19 protein-coding genes are annotated in these 20,567 nt (G+C 49.1%); 8 read left to right on the forward strand and 11 right to left on the reverse strand.

From position 1 onward, the window contains the following. The first annotated feature begins 1 nt into the window (after position 1). From murG to KCG55_RS05735, 7 genes are all read left to right on the forward strand, one after another. Positions 2-1,069 (forward strand): undecaprenyldiphospho-muramoylpentapeptide beta-N-acetylglucosaminyltransferase, encoded by a 1,068-nt coding sequence (murG, locus tag KCG55_RS05705; RefSeq protein WP_254322286.1) that lies wholly within the window; start codon positions 2-4, stop codon positions 1,067-1,069. 166 nt (positions 1,070-1,235) lie between these two features. Next, positions 1,236-2,645: a UDP-N-acetylmuramate--L-alanine ligase gene (murC, locus tag KCG55_RS05710; RefSeq protein WP_063076123.1), complete on the forward strand. Its 1,410-nt coding sequence runs from the start codon at positions 1,236-1,238 to the stop codon at positions 2,643-2,645. A gap of 87 nt (positions 2,646-2,732) precedes the next feature. Continuing rightward, positions 2,733-3,647 carry a D-alanine--D-alanine ligase gene (locus tag KCG55_RS05715; protein ID WP_254322288.1) on the forward strand — a complete coding sequence of 305 codons (915 nt, stop codon included), beginning with the start codon at positions 2,733-2,735 and terminating at the stop codon, positions 3,645-3,647. Further along, positions 3,637-4,356 carry a cell division protein FtsQ/DivIB gene (locus KCG55_RS05720; RefSeq protein WP_254322290.1) on the forward strand — a complete coding sequence of 240 codons (720 nt, stop codon included), beginning with the start codon at positions 3,637-3,639 and terminating at the stop codon, positions 4,354-4,356. The genes KCG55_RS05715 and KCG55_RS05720 overlap by 11 nt, the downstream gene beginning before the upstream one ends. Before the next feature lie 74 nt (positions 4,357-4,430). Then, on the forward strand, positions 4,431-5,684 hold the full coding sequence (gene ftsA / locus KCG55_RS05725) for a cell division protein FtsA (RefSeq protein ID WP_254322292.1): 1,254 nt from the start codon (positions 4,431-4,433) through the stop codon (positions 5,682-5,684). 251 nt (positions 5,685-5,935) lie between these two features. After that, positions 5,936-7,135, forward strand: a complete 1,200-nt coding sequence (gene ftsZ, locus KCG55_RS05730; protein WP_063076120.1) for a cell division protein FtsZ — start codon at positions 5,936-5,938, stop codon at positions 7,133-7,135. 154 nt (positions 7,136-7,289) lie between these two features. After that, positions 7,290-8,297 (forward strand): IS5 family transposase, encoded by a 1,008-nt coding sequence (locus tag KCG55_RS05735; RefSeq protein WP_254322294.1) that lies wholly within the window; start codon positions 7,290-7,292, stop codon positions 8,295-8,297. Between the two features lie 182 nt (positions 8,298-8,479). On the opposite strand, the gene ispH is transcribed toward KCG55_RS05735, so the two are convergent. From ispH to KCG55_RS05785, 10 genes are all read right to left on the reverse strand, one after another. Further along, complete coding sequence (gene ispH, locus KCG55_RS05740; protein WP_254322296.1) at positions 8,480-9,448, reverse strand: 4-hydroxy-3-methylbut-2-enyl diphosphate reductase; 969 nt, start codon at positions 9,446-9,448, stop codon at positions 8,480-8,482. A gap of 13 nt (positions 9,449-9,461) precedes the next feature. Continuing rightward, positions 9,462-9,968, reverse strand: coding sequence for a signal peptidase II (gene lspA / locus KCG55_RS05745; protein ID WP_254322297.1), 507 nt, complete (start codon positions 9,966-9,968; stop codon positions 9,462-9,464). Positions 9,969-10,116: 148 nt separating this feature from the next. Continuing rightward, the gene (gene glyQ / locus KCG55_RS05750; protein WP_070824173.1) at positions 10,117-11,016 is read right to left on the reverse strand and encodes a glycine--tRNA ligase subunit alpha; all 900 of its coding nucleotides are present in this window, start codon (positions 11,014-11,016) and stop codon (positions 10,117-10,119) included. Positions 11,017-11,097: 81 nt separating this feature from the next. Then, on the reverse strand, positions 11,098-11,280 hold the full coding sequence (gene yacG, locus KCG55_RS05755; RefSeq protein WP_003682475.1) for a DNA gyrase inhibitor YacG: 183 nt from the start codon (positions 11,278-11,280) through the stop codon (positions 11,098-11,100). Next, positions 11,277-11,897 carry a dephospho-CoA kinase gene (coaE, locus tag KCG55_RS05760; protein ID WP_254322299.1) on the reverse strand — a complete coding sequence of 207 codons (621 nt, stop codon included), beginning with the start codon at positions 11,895-11,897 and terminating at the stop codon, positions 11,277-11,279. The genes yacG and coaE overlap by 4 nt, the downstream gene beginning before the upstream one ends. Continuing rightward, the gene (locus tag KCG55_RS05765) at positions 11,897-12,784 is read right to left on the reverse strand and encodes a prepilin peptidase (RefSeq protein WP_254322300.1); all 888 of its coding nucleotides are present in this window, start codon (positions 12,782-12,784) and stop codon (positions 11,897-11,899) included. Before KCG55_RS05765 ends, coaE begins: the two co-directional genes overlap by 1 nt. Position 12,785: 1 nt before the next feature. Next, positions 12,786-14,027, reverse strand: a complete 1,242-nt coding sequence (locus KCG55_RS05770; RefSeq protein WP_254322302.1) for a type II secretion system F family protein — start codon at positions 14,025-14,027, stop codon at positions 12,786-12,788. Positions 14,028-14,105: 78 nt separating this feature from the next. Beyond that, positions 14,106-15,785: a type IV-A pilus assembly ATPase PilB gene (gene pilB, locus KCG55_RS05775; protein WP_254322304.1), complete on the reverse strand. Its 1,680-nt coding sequence runs from the start codon at positions 15,783-15,785 to the stop codon at positions 14,106-14,108. A gap of 403 nt (positions 15,786-16,188) precedes the next feature. Next, the gene (gene carB / locus KCG55_RS05780; RefSeq protein ID WP_063069315.1) at positions 16,189-19,404 is read right to left on the reverse strand and encodes a carbamoyl-phosphate synthase large subunit; all 3,216 of its coding nucleotides are present in this window, start codon (positions 19,402-19,404) and stop codon (positions 16,189-16,191) included. A gap of 10 nt (positions 19,405-19,414) precedes the next feature. Continuing rightward, the gene (locus tag KCG55_RS05785; RefSeq protein ID WP_254322306.1) at positions 19,415-19,975 is read right to left on the reverse strand and encodes a hypothetical protein; all 561 of its coding nucleotides are present in this window, start codon (positions 19,973-19,975) and stop codon (positions 19,415-19,417) included. Between the two features lie 59 nt (positions 19,976-20,034). Between KCG55_RS05785 and KCG55_RS05790 the strand changes: the two genes are divergently transcribed. Beyond that, positions 20,035-20,265, forward strand: coding sequence for a hypothetical protein (locus KCG55_RS05790; RefSeq protein ID WP_254322307.1), 231 nt, complete (start codon positions 20,035-20,037; stop codon positions 20,263-20,265). Positions 20,266-20,273: 8 nt separating this feature from the next. Here the strand turns inward: KCG55_RS05790 and KCG55_RS05795 are convergent, their stop codons facing one another. Next, positions 20,274-20,531 carry a SemiSWEET family transporter gene (locus tag KCG55_RS05795; protein ID WP_049225703.1) on the reverse strand — a complete coding sequence of 86 codons (258 nt, stop codon included), beginning with the start codon at positions 20,529-20,531 and terminating at the stop codon, positions 20,274-20,276. Between the last annotated feature and the right edge of the window lie 36 nt (positions 20,532-20,567).

Raw genomic sequence — 20,567 nt, forward strand, 5'->3', positions numbered from 1 at the left:
CATGAGCGGTAAAACTTTTATGCTGATGGCCGGCGGTACGGGCGGTCATATTTTCCCTGCATTGGCGGTTGCCGAGTCGCTGCAAAAGCGCGGCCATCATGTGATTTGGCTGGGCAGTCAGGATTCGATGGAAGAGCGTATCGTGCCGCAATACGGCATACGCTTGGAAACGCTGGCCATTAAAGGCATCCGCGGCAACGGTGTTAAGCGCAAGCTGATGTTGCCGTTTACGCTGTATAAAACCGTCCGTGCGGCGCAGCAGATTATTAAGAAACACCGTGTCGAGTGTGTGATCGGTTTTGGCGGTTTCGTTACTTTCCCCGGCGGCTTGGCGGCAAAAATTTCCGGTGTGCCGATTGTGATTCACGAGCAAAACGCCGTAGCCGGTTTGTCCAACCGCCAACTGTCGCGTTGGGCAAAACGTGTTCTGTATGCTTTCCCCAAAGCCTTTCAACATGAAGGCGGATTGGTGGGTAACCCTGTCCGTGCCGATATTGCGGCATTGCCTGTTCCTGAAGAACGCTTTGAAAACCGCCAGGGCCGTCTGAAAGTTTTGGTGGTGGGCGGCAGTTTGGGTGCAGATGTGTTGAACAAAACCGTTCCGCAAGCTTTGGCATTGTTGCCTGAGGCTGCCCGTCCGCAAATGTATCATCAGTCCGGCCGCAATAAATTGGGCAACCTGCAGGCGGATTACGATGCGTTGGGTGTGCAAGCTGAGTGCGTCGAATTTATTACCGATATGGTATCCGCCTACCGCGATGCCGATTTGGTGATTTGTCGTGCCGGCGCGCTGACGATTGCCGAGCTGACGGCTGCCGGTTTGGGTGCATTGTTGGTGCCGTATCCGCACGCAGTGGACGACCATCAAACAGCTAATGCGCGCTTTATGGTGCAGGCCGAAGCTGGTTTGCTGTTGCCGCAAACTCAACTGACGGCAGAAAAACTAGCCGAAATCCTTGGTGGATTGAACCGTGAAAAATGCCTGAAATGGGCGAAAAATGCCCGTACCTTGGCGTTGCCGCACAGTGCGGACGATGTGGCGGAAATTGCCATATCCTGTACTGAATAAGCAGGCAGACTTCGATTAAAGGCCGTCTGAAAAGTTGATTAAAGGCGTTTCAGACGGCCTTTATTGCTTTTGTTAAAATTCCTTTACAATAAAAGCATAGCGCAGAAGCGGATAGCCCTTTAAAATAACGCCTTTACGCACTAAAAACCAACCGGAACGCAACGTTATGATGAAAAATCGAGTTACCAACATCCATTTTGTCGGAATCGGCGGTGTCGGCATGAGCGGTATTGCCGAAGTTTTACACAATTTGGGCTTTAAAGTTTCCGGTTCGGATCAGGCGCGTAACGCCGTTACTGAGCATTTGAGCGCTCTCGGCATCCAAGTTTACCCCGGCCATACTGCCGAACATGTCAACGGTGCCGATGTGGTTGTTACCTCTACTGCCGTTAAAAAAGACAATCCTGAAGTTGTTGCCGCGTTGGAGCAGCAGATTCCCGTGATTCCGCGCGCGCTGATGTTGGCAGAATTGATGCGCTTCCGTGACGGCATCGCCATTGCCGGTACGCACGGCAAAACCACGACAACCAGCCTGACCGCTTCTATTCTCGGCGCAGCAGGTCTTGACCCTACTTTTGTTATCGGTGGCAAGCTCAATGCCGCAGGTACCAACGCCCGTTTGGGTAAAGGCGAATACATCGTCGCAGAAGCCGACGAATCCGATGCTTCTTTCCTGTACCTGACCCCGATTATGTCCGTTGTGACCAATATCGACGAAGACCACATGGACACTTACGGCCACAGCGTTGAGAAACTGCATCAGGCATTTGTCGATTTCATCCACCGTATGCCGTTCTACGGCAAAGCGTTTTTGTGTATCGACAGCGAACACGTCCGCGCGATTTTGCCCAAAGTGAGCAAACCTTATGCTACTTACGGCTTGGACGATACTGCCGATATCTACGCAACCGATATTGAAAACATCGGCGCGCAAATGAAATTTACCGTTCATGTTCAAATGAAAGGACATGAGCAAGAGCCGTTTGAGGTTGTTTTGAATATGCCAGGCCGCCACAACGTCCTCAATGCGTTGGCGGCTATTGGCGTTGCGCTGGAAGTTGGCGCATCGGTTGAAGCGATCCAAAAAGGCTTGCTTGGCTTTGAAGGCGTCGGCCGCCGCTTCCAAAAATATGGCGACATCAAATTGCCAAACGGCGGAACCGCTTTGCTGGTGGACGATTATGGCCACCATCCTGTCGAAATGGCGGCAACCCTTTCCGCCGCGCGCGGTGCATACCCTGAAAAACGCTTGGTCTTGGCTTTCCAACCACACCGCTATACCCGTACACGCGATTTGTTTGAAGACTTTACTAAAGTCCTCAATACCGTTGATGCGCTGGTGTTGACCGAAGTTTATGCCGCAGGCGAAGAGCCGATTGCCGCAGCCGATTCCCGCGCCTTGGCGCGCGCCATCCGCGTATTGGGCAAACTTGAGCCTATTTACTGCGAAAATGTTGCCGACCTGCCGCAAATGCTGCTGAATGTTTTGCAAGACGGCGATGTAGTTCTGAATATGGGTGCCGGCAGCATCAACCGCGTTCCGTCTGCATTGGTGGAATTGTCGAAACAATCATAATAAACAGGCATATTGGCCTTTGAGGACAGATAGGTCGTCTGAATAATATTCAGACGGCCTGTATCAGTATTTAAGAAAGTGGAAATTATGCAGAATTTTGGCAAAGTGGCCGTGTTGATGGGTGGCTTCTCCAGCGAGCGCGAAGTTTCGCTGGATAGCGGCGCTGCTATTTTGGCTGCCTTGAAAAGCAAAGGGGTCGATGCCCATGCGTTCGACCCCAAAGAAACCCCGTTGTCTGAGTTGAAAACACAAGGTTTTCAGACGGCCTTCAATATTCTGCACGGCACTTTCGGCGAAGATGGCGCGATTCAAGGCGCGTTGGAACTGATGGGTATTCCTTACACCGGCAGCGGCGTGGCCGCTTCTGCGCTGGGTATGGATAAATACCGCTGCAAACTAATTTGGCAGGCCTTGGGTTTGCCTGTTCCTGAATTTTCCGTATTGCATGATGACAGCGACTTTAATGCTGTTGAAGAGAAATTGGGCTTGCCGATGTTTGTGAAACCTGCAGCTGAAGGCAGCAGCGTGGGTGTGGTAAAAGTAAAGGAAAAAGGCCGTCTGAAAAGTGTTTACGAAGAATTGAAACACTTGCAGGGCGAAATCATTGCCGAACGCTTTATCGGCGGCGGCGAGTATTCTTGCCCGGTATTGAACGGCAAAGGTCTGCCGAGCATTCATATTATTCCGGCTACTGAGTTTTACGACTACGAAGCCAAATACAACCGCGATGATACGGTTTATCAATGCCCGTCGGAAGATTTGAGCGAGGCGGAGGAAAACCTGATGCGCGAACTCGCCGTGCGTGGCGCGCAGGCGATTGGTGCGGAAGGTTGTTCGCGCGTGGACTTTCTGAAAGATACGGACGGTAAACTGTATCTCTTGGAAATCAATACCTTGCCCGGTATGACCAGCCACAGTTTGGTGCCAAAATCTGCAGGCCATACCGGCGTAGATTTTGCTGATTTATGTATTGAGATTTTGAAGACCGCTCATGTGGGATGATGCAGGCGCACTGGGTCGGTTGACCCGCCGGCTATTGGTGCTGATGACCTTTCTGCTGATAGGTTCGGGCATAGCTTGGCTTTACAATTCCAAATATTTCCCTGTGAAACAGATTGCCATTCAGGGCAAGCTGAAATATGCTTCCAGCAAAGAATTGCAAACCGTTGCACGAGAGCATATCAGGGGTAATATGTTCCGCGCCGATATTGATTCGGCGCAGGCCGCTTTTCAGGAGTTGCCTTGGATTGACTCGGCAATGGTACGCCGCCGTTTTCCGGAAACCGTGGAAATTATCCTAACCGAGCGCGTGCCGGTTGCACACTGGCGCGCTGGCGGCCTGGTGGACAGTAAGGGCAATGTGTTTGCCGCAAGCCTGAAACAGGACCTGCCTATATTTGAAGGGCAGCAGGGGACAGGCAAAGACATGGTCAAACATTATGCGGACTTTTCCGGTATTTTGAGTCCGTTGAAACTGACCATCAAAGAATTGATCTACACGCCGCGTTCGGCATGGCTGCTTGTATTGAACAACGGCATTACCGTGCGCTTGGGGCGTGAAAACGAAATCAAACGTTTGCAGCAGTTTGCCCAGATTTGGCCATCGCTGCTGCGTAAAAAACAAAGTCATATCGAGTATGTCGATATGCGTTATAAGGATGGTTTTTCAGTCCGTTACAGGCCGTCTGAAAACCCTTCCGACAGTGAATAGCCGATTAGACGTGAAGCAATCTTGTTTCAAAAATAATCAAACCGTCAGTCAGACAACATAGCGAACGAGCAATTATGGAACAACAACAAAATAAATATATCAGTGCCTTAGACATTGGTACGTCCAAGGTCATCGCCTTAATCGGTGAGATTCGGGAAGATAACGAAATCCACATTGTTGGCTTGGGTCAAAGCCCTTCACGCGGTTTGCGTGCAGGTATGGTGACCAATATTGACGCCACTGCGCAAGCCATTCGTCAGGCGGTAGAAGATGCCGAGCTGATGGCAGATACCAAAATTTCCCACGTCGTCACCGGTATTGCCGGTAACCATATCCGCAGCCTGAATTCACAAGGCGTGGTCAAAATTAAAGATGGCGAAGTATCGCAAGCCGACATCGATCGTGCCATCGAAACGGCCAAAGCCATCAATATTCCGCCTGATCACAACATCTTGCATACCGTGGTTCAAGAGTACATCATCGACAACCAACCCGGTGTGAAAGAGCCTATCGGTATGAGCGGCGTGCGTTTGGATACCCGTGTACACATCATTACCGGTGCGAACACTGCTTTGCAAAATATCCAAAAATGTATCCAACGCTGCGGCCTGCAAATGGATCAAATCATGCTTCAGCCTTTGGCAAGCGGTCACGCCGTTTTGACTGAAGACGAAAAAGATTTGGGTGTGTGCGTCATCGATATCGGTGGCGGTACAACCGACATCGCGGTTTATACCAATGGCGCCATCCGCCATACTGCGGTTATTCCCGTTGCCGGCGATTTGATTACCAAAGACTTGGCACAAGCCTTGCGTACGCCGCACAGTGCCGCTGAGTACATCAAAATCCATTACGGCGCCGCGATTCCGACTATGGATGGCTTGGATGAAATGATTGAAGTTCCTAGCGTTGGCGACCGTCAATCACGTCAAATTTCACGCCGTGTATTGGCTGAAATCATCGGCCCACGCGTAGAAGAAATTTTGGAATTGACGCTGAACGAATTGCGTCGATCCGGCTTCCCAGAAGAAGTGCTGACTTCCGGTATCGTTTTGACCGGTGGCGCTTCTATGTTGACCGGTATTGTTGAGTTGGCGGAAGAAGTCTTCAGCCTGCCGGCGCGTATCGGTGTTCCGCAAGAAATGGGCGGCGTATCCGAGCGTATCCGCAATCCACGCTATTCAACAGCGATCGGCCTGCTTCAGACGGCCTATGCTGCCGAAGAGGGTGAGCAAACTAGCCGAACCGGTGCGATTGCACTGAATGATTCAGGCAAAAAAATGGGTCTGTGGGAAAAAATCCAAAGATTCTTCAGAGACAATTTCTGATAAAAGTTTCAGGGCAGGCAGTGTAGCAACCGTTTGTCCTGAATATTTAAGTGAAATTAAACGGTTTTAAATAATTGCCAAGTGGGTAATTTAAAACTTGTATATTTTCTGTTAAAAAATGTAGTAAAAATATAACGCCGACAGCCGAATGGTAAGAAGATTTTTGCCAGTATCTGGATACTTCTTATATAATACGGATAATAAGTTATTTTTGAACCGTCCTTATAAAGCGGGGCGCGGAGGATTATTGAATGGAATTTGTTTACGACGTAGCAGAATCAGCAACGAGCCCTGCTGTTATTAAAGTTATCGGTCTGGGTGGCGGCGGCTGTAATGCCATCAACAACATGGTTGCCAACACTATCCATGGTGTTGAGTTCATCAGCGCCAATACTGATGCGCAATCATTGGCTAAAAACAATGCGGCTAAACGCATTCAATTGGGTACAAACCTGACTCGCGGTTTGGGTGCCGGTGCGAATCCTGAAATCGGCCGTGCCGCTGCTCAAGAAGATCGCGAAGCCATCGAAGATGCCATCCGCGGTGCGAACATGCTGTTCATTACTACCGGTATGGGTGGTGGTACCGGTACCGGCTCTGCTCCTGTTGTGGCTGAAATCGCTAAAGAAATGGGTATCCTGACCGTTGCGGTTGTGACCCGTCCGTTTGCTTACGAAGGCAAACGCGTACACATCGCTCAAGCAGGTTTGGATCAGCTTAAAGAGCGCGTTGATTCCCTAATTATTATCCCGAATGACAAATTGATGACTGCCTTGGGCGAAGACGTGACCATGCGTGAAGCTTTCCGTGCGGCCGACAATGTACTGCGTGATGCGGTTGCCGGTATTTCCGAAGTGGTGACTTGCCCTAGCGACATGATCAACTTGGACTTCGCCGACGTGAAAACCGTGATGAGCAATCGCGGTATCGCCATGATGGGTTCAGGTTTCGCGCAAGGTATCGACCGTGCCCGTTTGGCTACTGATCAAGCTATCTCCAGTCCGCTCTTGGATAACGTTACTTTGGATGGTGCACGCGGTGTATTGGTAAACATTACCACTGCTCCTGGCTGCCTGAAAATGTCTGAGTTCAACGAGATTATGCGTATCGTCAACCAAAATGCACACCCTGAAGTGGAATGCAAATTTGGTGCTGCCGAAGACGAGAGCATGAGCGAAGACGCTATCCGTATTACCATTATTGCTACCGGCTTGAAAGAAAACGGTACTGACAACCAACTGCGCGCTGCTGCCCGTACCCAACAATTGGTACGCGGTGCGGAAGAAGCGCCTCAAGCTCAAAGCCAAAGCAGTGCTGAAAGCCTGGTTCGTACCAACCGCAATATCCGTTCTATGAATCTGACTGCGGCTGATTTCAGCAACCAGTCTGTACTGGATGACTTTGAAATTCCGGCTATCTTGCGCCGTCAGCAACATACTTCTGATAAATAATCAGGATTATGTATAAAAAGACCTGCCTTAAGGGCAGGTTTTTTTATTAGTAAAATAAACTTAAGGCCGTCTGAAAATTTTCAGACGGCCTGAGACCTTTGCAAAATTCCCCAAAATCCCCTAAATTCCCACCAAGACATTTAGGGGATTTCTCATGAGCACCTTCTTCCAGCAAACCGCACAAGCCATGATTGCCAAACACATCGACCGTTTCCCACTATTGAAGTTGGATCAGGTGATTGATTGGCAGCCGATCGAACAATACCTGAATCGTCAAAGAACCCGTTACCTTAGAGACCACCGCGGCCGTCCCGCCTATCCCCTGTTGTCCATGTTCAAAGCTATCCTGCTCGGACAATGGCACAGCCTCTCCGATCCCGAACTCGAACACAGCCTCATCACCCGCATCGATTTCAACCTGTTTTGCCGTTTTGACGAACTGAGCATCCCCGATTACAGCACCTTATGCCGTTACCGCAACTGGCTTGCGCAAGACAACACCCTGTCCGAATTATTGGAACTGATCAACCGCCAACTGACCGAAAAAGGCTTAAAAGTAGAGAAAGCATCCGCCGCCGTCATTGACGCCACCATTATCCAGACCGCCGGCAGCAAACAGCGCCAGGCCATAGAAGTCGATGAAGAAGGACAAGTCAGCAGCCAAACCACACCGAGTAAAGACAGCGATGCCCGTTGGATAAAGAAAAACGGCCTCTACAAACTCGGTTACAAACAACATACCCGTACCGATGGGGAAGGCTATATCGAGAAACTGCACATTACCCCCGCCAATGCCCATGAGTGCAAACATCTGTCGCCTTTGCTAGAAGGGATAGCCGAAGGCACGACTATCTATGCCGATAAAGGCTATGACAGTGCGGAAAACCGTCAATATCTGGAAGAGCGTCGACTGCAGGACGGCATTATGCGCAAAGCCCACCGTAAACATCCGCTGACGGAAGCGCAAACCAAACGCAACCGATATTTGTCGAAGACCCGTTATGTGGTCGAACAAAGCTTTGGTACGTTGCACCGTAAATTCCGCTACGCCCGGGCAGCCTATTTCGGACTGAGCAAAGTGAGTGCACAAAGCCATCTAAAGGCGATGTGTTTGAATCTGTTGAAAGCCGCCAACAGGCTAAGTGCGCCTGTAGCTGCCTAAAAGGCGGCCGGATGCCTGATTATCAGGTATTCAAAGAGGATTAAGGGGGGTATTTGAGTAGAATCAGAAGCGATTTTGGATGAAAACAGCCGAAAACCTGTGTTTGGATTTCGGCTGTTTGGGGGAAAAGGAATTTTGCAAAGGTCTCGGCCTTAAGTTTTCAAATAAAGTAAATAACAAACTTACCCTTTATTTAGGATTTGCTTGTTTTCACCCTCGCGACGCAACTCTTTAGGCAAGACAAAAACAATGCTTTCTTCTGTACCTTCACCTTCGCGTATAGTTTCATGTCCCCAGTCTTGAATGGTTTGTAATACTTCTCGAACCAAGACTTCGGGTGCGGATGCACCGGCAGTGACACCGACTTTGGTTTTGTTTTCAAACCATTCTTTTTTCAGATAGGAAGCATTATCGACCATATAGGCATCAACTCCGCGCAATGCGGCTACTTCACGCAAGCGGTTGCTGTTGGAAGAATTGGGCGAGCCGACAACAATTACGATATCGCATTCTTCAGCCAATTCTTTAACGGCAGTTTGGCGGTTGGTTGTAGCGTAGCAGATGTCTTCTTTGTGCGGATTGCGGATATTGGGAAAGCGTTGATTTAAGGCCGCAATGATGTCTTTGGTTTCATCCACCGATAAAGTGGTTTGGCTGACGTAGGCAAGTTTGTCAGGATTTTTGACGTTCAGTCCGGCCACATCTTCCACTGTCTCAACCAGAAACATTTTGCCCGGGGGTAATTGTCCCATCGTGCCTTCAACTTCGACGTGGCCTTTGTGGCCGATCATAATGATTTCGTAATCTTGCTCATCAAGGCGGGCTACTTCTTTATGGACTTTGGTTACCAGAGGGCAGGTAGCATCAAAAACGCGGAAACCACGTTGCGCCGCTTCTTCCTGTACGGCTTTGGATACGCCGTGAGCAGAGTAAATCAGTGTGGCACCCTTTGGGACATCCGCCAAGTTATCGACAAATACGGCACCTTTTGCCCGCAGATTGTCCACGACGAATTTGTTGTGAACAACTTCATGGCGGACGTAAATAGGTGCACCGAATTCTTCGATTGCACGTTCAACAATGCTGATGGCACGGTCAACACCGGCACAGAAGCCGCGGGGATTGGCAAGGATAATGGTTTTTTGAGTCATGTGTGTTCCGTTTTCAGACGGCCTTTGTGTCGTTTGAAGGTGTTTTTTTGTGCAGCAAACCATCTAATACCAAGCAAACTGCGCCAACGCAGATAAAGCTGTCGGCAATGTTAAATGCTGGGTAAAACCAGTTTTGCCAATAGAAAAGCAGAAAATCGACAACGTGGCCGTGAATCAGACGGTCAACCACATTGCCAATCGCGCCGCCGATAATCATGGCAGCCCCCAGTTTGCCCCAGCGGCCAAACTCATCACGCCAGATGGCACGGGTCAAATACAGGCTGATAACGACGGCCAGACCTAAAAAGAAGAATTTTTGCCAGCCACCTTGGTCGGCCAAAAAACTGAATGCCGCGCCTGGATTATAGGCAAGGGTCAGGTCAAAAAAGTCTGGAATGATATTGAGGCGTTCGCCTTCGGTAAAGTGTTTCAAGATTTCCCATTTGCTCAGTTGGTCAAGAATGATGGCAACGAGGGAAAGTAAGAAAAAGGGAGTTTTTGCAGAAGAGGATGAACTCATGTTTTCAGACGGCTTATGTAATAAAGGGCTTATTTTACCTGAAAGCAGGCAGGAAGTGTTTGCGATGGCATCGACGTCAAGGCCGTCTGAAAATAGAAACGCCGCCACTTGAATGTATCAAAGGGCGGCGTAGTAAGCATGTGCGGGCTTATTGGTTCTTAAGCAATGGGAAGCCCAGTTTTTCGCGGCTTTCAACGAATTTTTGTGCAACGATACGGCTCAGTGCACGAATACGGCCAATATAGGTTGCACGTTCGGTAACGGAAATGGCACCGCGTGCATCCAAGAGGTTGAACGTATGACCGGCTTTGAGTACAAGCTCGTAAGCAGGCAGGGCAAGACTGGTGTCTTCAACTGCAAGCAGGCGTTTGGCTTGTTCTTCATAGTCGTTGAATTGGTGCAAGAGCCAATCGGCATCGCTGTATTCGAAGTTGTAGGTGGATTGTTCGACTTCGTTTTGATGATAAACGTCGCCGTAAGTTACGATGTTGCCATCAAGGGTTTTTGCCCAAACGAGGTCGTACACGTTTTCCACGCCTTGCAGATACATGGCGAGACGCTCGATACCGTAGGTGATTTCGCCAAGTACAGGGGAGCAGTCGATACCGCCGACTTGTTGGAAGTAGGTGAATTGGGTTACTTCCATGCCGTTGAGCCAAACTTCCCAACCCAAACCCCAAGCGCCGAGAGTAGGGTTTTCCCAGTCGTCTTCGACAAAGCGGATGTCGTGTACTTTAGGGTCGATACCCAATTCGCGCAGGGAATCGAGGTATAGGTCTTGAATATTGGCTGGTGCAGGTTTGAGTGCAACTTGGAATTGATAGTAGTGTTGCAGGCGGTTGGGGTTGTCGCCATAGCGGCCGTCTTTGGGGCGGCGGCTGGGTTGAACGTAAGCGGCAAACCAAGGCTCTGGGCCTAATGCGCGCAGGCAGGTGGCTGGATGCGAAGTACCGGCACCGACTTCCATATCGAAAGGTTGGATAACGGTGCAGCCTTTGTCTGCCCAGTAGTTTTGTAATTTGAAAATAATTTGTTGGAAGGTGAGCATGGTGGATGGAATAGATTGGAATAAAGAGGGTATTTTACTGTTTTGAGCCTGTTTTGGATAGGCTGAAGGAAGCGGCGTAGTTTATTTGCCGTCCAACAGGTCTGAAAAGGGATCGTCTTCCGAAGAAACAGTGTATTTTTCTTGTGCCCATTCGCCTAAATCAATGAGTTTACACCGTTTGCTGCAGAAAGGGCGGTAGGGGCTGTCGGTGTTCCAAACGACTTCTTTGTGGCAGGTTGGACATTTTACAACAGGAGCGGTCATGCAGTTTCTTTCAGTGATTGTGCAATGGATTGATAGTATCGATGCAAGCGGGCAACCTTGATTTTTGCTTCTTCCATGCTATGGGTATTATCCAATACATCGTCGGCATGCAGCAGTCTGTCAGTTCGAGAAGCTTGGGTGGCCATGATTTGACGCGTTTGTTCTTCTGAGAAACCATTGCGTTGGTGTACGCGTTCGATTTGGACGGACTCTGGAACATCTACGACCAAAATACGGTCGGTCTCCGCTTTAAATGCCGGATTCTCGATCAAAAGCGGCACATCGACAATGCTGTATATGGAGGAGGTAAGTTGTTGTTTCTGCTGTTGGATTTTGTTTAAGATTAATGGCAGAAGCAGGTTTTCCAGTTGTTTTTTGGATTGAGGCCGTCTGAAAACTTCTTCTCGTAAAGCCATACGATTCAGACGGCCTTCATGATCAAAAAACTCATCGCCAAAAAACTCGCGGATGGCAGGAAGGGCTTCGCCGTTTTCAGCGGTCAGTGAGCGGCTGATGGCATCGGCATCGATAATGGGTACGCCAAGTTCGGCAAACATTTGGGCGATAGATGATTTGCCGCTACCGATACCGCCGGTTAAGCCTATCCATAATGTCATTATCGGAATCCTGATTGTACGAGCCACCATTGTACCAGTTGGGTAATAGGTGCATTGGCAACCAAAATAATCCATCCTGCCACAGCAAGGCTGGGACCAAAAGCAAAATATTGGCCTTTGCCGACACGGGCAATGAGTGCGCCCACCAGACCGACTAAGGCAGCCATGAAGATCAGAACAGGCAATATACCTACGCCCAGCCATGCCCCGAGTGCGGCCAAAAGTTTGAAGTCGCCATTGCCCATGCCGATTTTACCGGTCAGAAGTTTATAGACGGCGCATAAAGTATAAAGGCTCATATAGCCTGCGATCGCTCCCCAAACGGCTGAATGCAGGGGCACGAATGTGTCATTCAGATTAAATAGCAGACCGATCCAAATTAGGGGCTGAGTCAGGCTGTCGGGCAAATATTGCGTATCGGCATCGATAAAGGTCAGCGCAATCAATATGGCAGTCAGAATTAATCCGCCAATAGTTGCCCATGACCAGCCGTATTGCCACGCGACAATACCGAATAAGACACCTGTCAGCAGCTCAATCAACGGATAGCGTATGCTGATATGGGTTTTGCAGGCGTGGCATTTCCCACCTAGGAAAACATAGCTGAGGATGGGTATATTTTGCCAAACTCTGATCGGACTTTTGCATTTTGGGCAGCGTGAATCCGGTTTGCGTAGATTAAATGGCTGTTTTTCTTCATCTGTCAGCTCGATGCCCAAATGCTCTTTGGAAAATTGTGTCCATTCACGCTCCATCATTATCGGCGTGCGATAAATGACGACGTTCAGAAAGCTACCAATCAGTAATCCTAAAATAACGGCTAAAGGAATAGCGAATGGCGCAAGAACGGAGAGGGCGTCGATGGCAGAGTAAATACTATCAAGCATATCAACCTACGACATTACCCAAGTTAAACAGCGGCAGATACATGGCAATCAGCAAAATACCGATGAGCGAACCCAATACCACCATGATGATAGGCTCCATCAAGTGAGACAATCGGGTGACGGAGTTGTCTACTTCATCTTCGTAGAATTCGGCTGCTTTGTTCAGCATATCGTCCAAAGAGCCTGACTCTTCGCCGATGGCCGCCATTTGGATCACCATGTTGGGGAACATATCTGTACTTTGCATACTGGATGTCAGCGACAGACCTTGGGTTACCTTGGCGCGGATGTCTTGAGTGGCTTCTTCATAGAGAATATTGCCGGATGCGCCTGCAACTGAATCTAATACTTCCACCAAAGGAACGCCGGCTGCGAAGAGGGTAGAAGTCGTACGCGCCCAACGGGCAATGGTCGCTTTTCGGACGATGGCGCCAAAAACAGGCAGCCTCAAAATCAAAGCATCGATTCGTTTTTGGAAGGTGGGCGATTTCTCATGGAGTTTGTACAGGCCGAAGGCGGAAGCAATCAAAAGGATGATCATAATCCAGCCGTAATCGACAAATAAATCAGACAAGTTCATGACGAGTTGGGTAAGGTCTGGCAGCTCTGCACCCATATTGGCATAAACTTCTTTAAAGGCAGGCAGTACAAACATCATCATGATGAAGATAAGCGCGATGGCTACCACGATAATAGCAATCGGGTAGGTCAGCGCGGTTTTAACCTTTTTCTTAATGGCTTGGGTTTTTTCTTTATAAACAGCCAGTTTGTCCAATAGGCTTTCCAATACGCCGCCGGACTCGCCTGCGCTGACCAGATTGCAATAGAAACGGTCGAAATATTTTGGATATTTGGAGAACGATTTACCCAATGCGCTGCCTTGTTCGACATCGGAACGAACCTGCATCAGCATTTCGGTCATGCTCGGGTTGGAGTGGCCGCGCGCAACGATTTCAAAAGCCTGCATCAGCGGTAAGCCTGCCTTCATCATCGTTGCCAGTTGGCGGGTGAACACTGTAATGTCTTCTTGGGTAATACGGCGTTTGCGTGCGGTTTTGACTTTGCTGATACGCAAAGGACGAATGCCTCTGCGTTGGAGTTTTTTGCGTGCTTCTTCTTCGTCTTTGGCAACTACTTCACCACGAACAAGACGTTCGGTCTCGGTATTTTTTCCTTCAAATGTAAAACGCTTGCCTTTGCTTCTTGAGCCGAACAGACTTCTTTTTTGCTCTGCTTGAGCCATGAGTTATCCCTTGTTAGTAAGAAATAAAGCGGACTGTTTCCCCGTGCCGCTTTATTTTAATTTTGAAAATATGGCAGTTTAGTCATTGGTATGAGCAGTTACTTCTTCCAACGAGGTCAGGCCTTGCATGACTTTCATGAGGCCGGCACGACGCAAGTCTACCATGCCTTCCTGATAGGCCATGTTCATGATATCAACTTCTGTACCGTTGTTCATAATGACTTTTTGCATTTCATCGCTGACCGGCATGACTTCATAAATACCGACGCGGCCTTTAAAGCCTTTGCCGCGGCAGCTGTCGCAACCAACCGGGCGGTAGAGTTTCCAATCTTGAGCCAAGTCCGCATCGGTAAAGCCAGCTTTTTTCAATGCCGGAACCGGCGGGCGTTCAACTTCGCGTTTGCAGTTTGGACACAGTCTGCGCAACAGCCTTTGCGCCATAATCAGGCTGACCGAGCTGGCGATATTGAAAGGCGCTACACCCATGTTCAAAAGGCGGGACAGCGTGGCCGGTGCATTATTGGTATGCAGGGTCGAGAAAACCATGTGGCCGGTTTGGGCGGCTTTAATGGCGATATCGGCGGTTTCCAAGTCACGAATCTCACCGACCATAATAATATCAGGATCTTGACGTAAGAAGGACCGGAGTGCGGCGGCAAACGTCAGACCTTGTTTCTCATTGACGTTGACTTGGTTGACGCCCGGTAGGTTAATCTCGGCCGGATCTTCTGCCGTCGAAATGTTCACATCTTCCGTGTTTAAAATACTCAGGCAGGTATAGAGCGAAACGGTTTTGCCCGAACCTGTCGGACCGGTAACCAATACCATGCCGTAAGGGCGGTTGATGGCTTCCAACAGCATTTTTTTTTGGAAAGTCTCTAAACCGAGCTGGTCGATATTGAGCGATGTACCATCGGAATTTAGGATACGCATCACCACTTTTTCGCCAAACAATGTCGGCAAAGTGCTGACACGGAAGTCAATCGGACGGCCGTGTTTATGGAAGGCAATTTGAATTCTGCCGTCTTGCGGAATACGTTTTTCGGAAATATCCAAACGCGCCATCACTTTGATACGCGATGCCAACTGGCCGCGCACTGCGACAGGAGGTTGTACGACTTCGCGCAATTGTCCGTCCACACGGAAACGAACGCGCGCCATTTGTTCGTAGAATTCAAAGTGGATATCCGATGCACCCGCGTTCAGGGCATCGGATAAGGTTTTGTGGATGAAACGGGGGATAGGGCCGTCTTCAGCTTCTTCGTTATCGATATAAAGCGATTGCGATTGCTGGGTTGCTTCATGTTCGTCGTTGATTTCTTTCAGAATGGTGGTTGAGCGTTGACCCAGCCATTCCAGCAATGAGCTGAGCTGGTCGTCGGGAACCACTACCAAGTCGACACTTAAACCTGAAGCAAAAGCGATTTTTTGGAAGTTTTGGATTTGGGTCGGATCGGATACGGCGAAATAAACCTTGCGTCCGCGTTTGAAAATCGGAATGCAACGGTTTTGCACCATTTGCTCTTCCGTCAGAATGTCGCTGACTACATTATTGCGCGGGTAGTAGCGCAAATCCAAAAGGGGATAACTGAATACGCGCGCGACTAACTCTCCCAAAGCTTTAGGGGAGATGATGCCGTCTGAAAACAGGTTGGGCAGGATTTCTTTGCCTGATTGTAAAAGGCTGTTGTAATGTTCCGCTTGTTGATTTGAGATGGTCTGGCTTTGAACCAAAACACGCAATAATCCGACACTCATTTTATTTTCCGTTTCTTGTGCAGTTTTCCCTTTAATTTAGAGGAAAGCCGTATTATTTTATCATTATTATGATTAAAGCATATATTTAATTATGCAAATCTGCTTAAGTGGCAAAGACATGCTTCTGCTTTAATTGTATTTTTATTTCAGACGGCCATTATAAAGCAAGGAGAATAGGCGTTAAACTCGATATTTTTGGATTATGATGAAAAAACAACAATTTTGTCGTATGAATCCAATCAATAACGAAATTATATTTCATGTTGCTATTGCTTGTTTAGAGATGGCAGAAAAGGTTGTTTTGATGGACAGACGGTTGGAATTTGAAATATGAAAAGGCCGTCTGAAACTGAGCAATCAGATTTCAGACGGCCTTTTAACTATTTAAATCCGATAGGATTGATTAGGCTTTGTTTTTCAGACGGCCATGCAATTCCTGTACGCTGTATACGCCTAAGTGCTCGCGGCTTTTTGCGCCTTCGCTCATGGCTTCGCCGCCGGCGATGGTGGTGTATTGCGGTACGCGTTGGGTAAGGGAAGTGCGGCGGATGCTGTGGCTGTCGGTAACAGATTGTACTGTGCTGCCGACGGTGTTGACCACCAGGGCGATTTCGCCGTTTTTAATTGCGTCCACGATATGTGGGCGGCCTTCCTGCACTTTGTTGACCGCTTGCACGATGATGCCGTGTTCTTTCAAGTATTCGGCGGTACCGCGTGTGGCGCAGACACCGTAGCCGAGTGCTTGGAAGTTTTGTGCGGTTTTGACGATGAGCGGTTTGTCTTCGTCGCGTACGGCGAGGAACACTTTGCCTGTTGTGCTCAAGCGTTCGCCAGCGCCGAGTTGGGCTTTGAAGTAGGCTTCGCCGAAGCTTGCGCCTACGCCCATCACTTCGCCGGTAGAGCGCATTTCAGGGCCGAGAATGGTGTCCACACCCGGGAATTTGATGAATGGGAACACGGCTTCTTTTACGGCGTAGAAGTCTGGGATGACTTCTTTTTCTACGCCTTGCTCTTTCAGCGAAATGCCTGCCATCACGCGTGCGCCAACTTTGGCGAGCGGTACGCCGGTGGCTTTGGATACGAACGGTACGGTACGGCTGGCGCGTGGGTTCACTTCCAGTACGAAGACTACGCCGTCTTGTACGGCAAACTGTACGTTCATCAAGCCGACTACGCCCAGTGCGTATGCCATGGCTTTGGTTTGACGACGGATTTCATCTTGAATTTCTTCATCCAATGAGTATGGAGGCAATGAACAGCCGGAGTCGCCGGAGTGGATACCTGCTTGTTCGACGTGTTGCATGATGCCGCCGATCACGACGTCTTGGCCGTCTGAAACGCAGTCTACGTCCACTTCGATGGCGTTGTTCAAGAAGAAGTCGAGCAATACAGGGCTGTCTTCGGAAACTTGTACGGCTTCGCGCATGTATTTTTGCAACTCTTCGGCAGAGTGAACAATCTGCATGGCGCGGCCGCCGAGTACGTAAGAAGGACGGACAACCAACGGATAACCGATTTCTTCGGCTTTAACGAGGGCTTCTTCTTCGTTGTGGGCGATGCGGTTGGGCGGTTGACGCAGGCCTAAGTCGTTCAACACTTTTTGGAAGCGTTCGCGGTCTTCGGCGGCGTCGATGCTGTCGGCAGATGTGCCGATGATGTTTACGCCGTTTTCAACCAATGCGTTGGCGAGTTTGAGCGGGGTTTGACCGCCGTAATGAACAATCACGCCCCATGGGTTTTCAGTGCGGACGATTTCCAGCACGTCTTCCAATGTCAGCGGCTCGAAGTATAGGCGGTCGCTGGTGTCGAAGTCGGTGGATACGGTTTCCGGGTTGCAGTTGACCATGATGGTTTCAAAACCGGATTCGCGCAGGGCGAGTGCGGCGTGAACGCAGCAGTAGTCAAATTCGATACCTTGGCCGATACGGTTTGGACCGCCGCCGAGAATCATCACTTTTTTACGGTCGGAAGGACGGGATTCGCATTCTTCTTCGTAAGTGGAGTAGAGATAGGCGGTTTCGGTGGCAAACTCGGCGGCACAGGTGTCGACGCGTTTGTAAACCGGATGCAGGTTCAGTGCGTAACGGTGTTCGCGGACTTCTTTTTCGCTTACGTTCAACAATTGTGCCAAACGTTTGTCAGAGAAACCTTTGCGTTTCAGACGGCGTAAAGCGGCATAATCCAAGTCTTGCAACTGGCCGTCTGAAACTGATTTTTCCTCTTTCACCAAGTCTTCAATTTGCGCCAAGAACCAAGGGTCGATGGCGCAGATTTCGTGGATTTCTTCTAGAGTAAAGCCTGCACGGAACGCATCGGCTACAAACAGCATACGCTCAGGGCCCGGGTTGGCCAGTTCGCGGCGGATTTCCGCTTTGTCTTCGCTGCGCGGATTGAAGCCGCACAAGCCTGTTTCCAAGCCGCGCAAGGCTTTTTGGAAGCTTTCCTGAATCGTGCGGCCCATCGCCATCACTTCGCCCACCGATTTCATCTGCGTGGTCAGGCGGTCGTCTGCAGCGGGGAATTTTTCAAACGCAAAACGCGGGATTTTGGTTACCACATAGTCGATGGAAGGCTCGAATGACGCAGGAGTGCGACCGCCGGTAATGTCGTTGCGCAACTCGTCCAGCGTAAAGCCGACCGCCAGTTTGGCTGCTACTTTGGCAATCGGGAAGCCCGTTGCTTTAGATGCCAACGCGGAAGAACGGCTCACGCGCGGGTTCATCTCGATCACAATCATCTCGCCGTTTTCAGGGTTCACCGCAAACTGCACGTTCGAGCCGCCCGTGTCCACACCAATTTCGCGCAATACTGCCAACGAAGCATTACGCATGATTTGGTATTCTTTGTCAGTCAATGTTTGTGCAGGCGCAACAGTAATAGAGTCGCCGGTATGCACGCCCATCGGGTCAAAGTTTTCAATCGAGCAGATAATGATGCAGTTGTCGTTTTTATCGCGTACAACTTCCATTTCGTACTCTTTCCAGCCGAGAACGGACTGCTCAATCAGCAATTCATGCGTAGGCGACGCATCAAAACCGCGTTCGCAAATTGCCAAAAATTCGTCTTTATTGTAGGCAATACCGCCGCCCGAACCGCCCATGGTGAAAGAAGGACGAATCAGCGTCGGGAAGCCGACCTGTTCCTGCGCCGCCAAGGCTTCGTTCATCGTGTGGCAGACAAAGGATTTCGGGCAGGAGAGGCCGATTTTCTCCATCGCCTCCTTAAAGCGGCCGCGGTCTTCCGCCTTGTCGATCGCGTCTTCCGTTGCGCCGATTAACTCGACATTGTATTTCGCCAACACGCCGTTGCGCGCCAAATCCAGCGCACAGTTCAGCGCAGTCTGACCGCCCATCGTGGGCAGAATTGCGTCAGGACGCTCTTTGGCGATAATTTTTTCCACCGTCTGCCACATAATCGGCTCGATGTAGGTAACATCCGCCATTTCAGGGTCGGTCATAATCGTGGCGGGGTTGGAGTTTACCAAAATGACTTTATAGCCTTCTTCACGCAAGGCTTTGCAGGCCTGTGCGCCCGAATAGTCAAATTCGCAGGCCTGACCGATAACGATAGGGCCGGCGCCGATGATAAGGATGGATTTTAGGTCGGTACGTTTGGGCATGGTGGGTCTCTTATTTTATTTCATTAAATCTATCGTTTAAGTGGCTTAATTTTGTAGCTAATAATGGAATTTTTGATGAAGATATTTCAGTCCATAATTTCAAGCCACTTTCTAAATCATTTAATAAGTTTTGTTCAATCAGCCATAAATAACAATTAATATTTTGTTTTTTGAATGAATTAACATAATTTTGGAAGTTGTTCCATCCTCCTCCAATTCCTTCAGCAGCGATTCTTCCTCGTCTGAATACATACCATTGTTTTGTTTTAATACACTCTAATACTATTGCTGGTAAATGATAAAAAGTACTTGGTTCTGATTCAAAAAGAATATGTATTCTTGGTTCTTCAAGTAATGGAATGTATTCAAAAATTTTACCTTGATCAAAAGATATGAATCGGCTTTTTTCAGACTTTTTAGATGTGTCATTAACATCAGATATTTCAGTATTCTTTATGAGCTCTTTTGCTCTTTCTTCAGTATTTTGATTTTGTGTAATATCGTTGGAATTTCCTACCTTATTTGCAAGAATACTGGCAATAATACTTAACACAAAGTCTGTAGGGCTCATAACATAATCTCCTATTAATCATAATTAAACAAGCAAGCCGTAGCCCGCATGTAGGGTGTGTGCGGTACGCACGCACGCGTTTTCCATTGTCCCTGCAACCCCAATCCACCGCATGCGCGCCTTGCGGCACACACCCTACCGATGGGTTCAAAGGCCGTCTGAAAAAACGCTCGCGGGGTTTGTTCCATCTGCCTTGCGATAAAAAACTACCTGAAAAATTCCTGCTATTGATATTTTGGCCACTTTTTTCAGACGACCGTTTGCGTTTTTATTTTGCACAGGCCGTCTGAAAACTTCCTTAAAAACTAGTGATAAATGTAATCAAACCCAAAATAATGCCTGGGGCGTTTGCCAGTATGATGGGGTAGTCGCGTTTTTCTTTCAAAAAGCCGTAGGCAAACCATAATGTGCAGTTGATGGCGGCGACGAGGGGTTGCAACGGCGAGCCGGGGTTGCCGGCAAGGTTGTTTTGGATTTGCGGGATATAAGAAACGTACATACCGACGCCGGCCAGGGTGGCGGTGACGGAAAGAATGTGCATTTGTTTTTCAGTCATTGGTTTTCCTTTCTGATTAGACGATTGGGTTTTCAG

This window comes from Neisseria subflava (genome assembly GCF_024205745.1).
In the GTDB taxonomy this organism is placed as follows: domain Bacteria; phylum Pseudomonadota; class Gammaproteobacteria; order Burkholderiales; family Neisseriaceae; genus Neisseria; species Neisseria flavescens_B.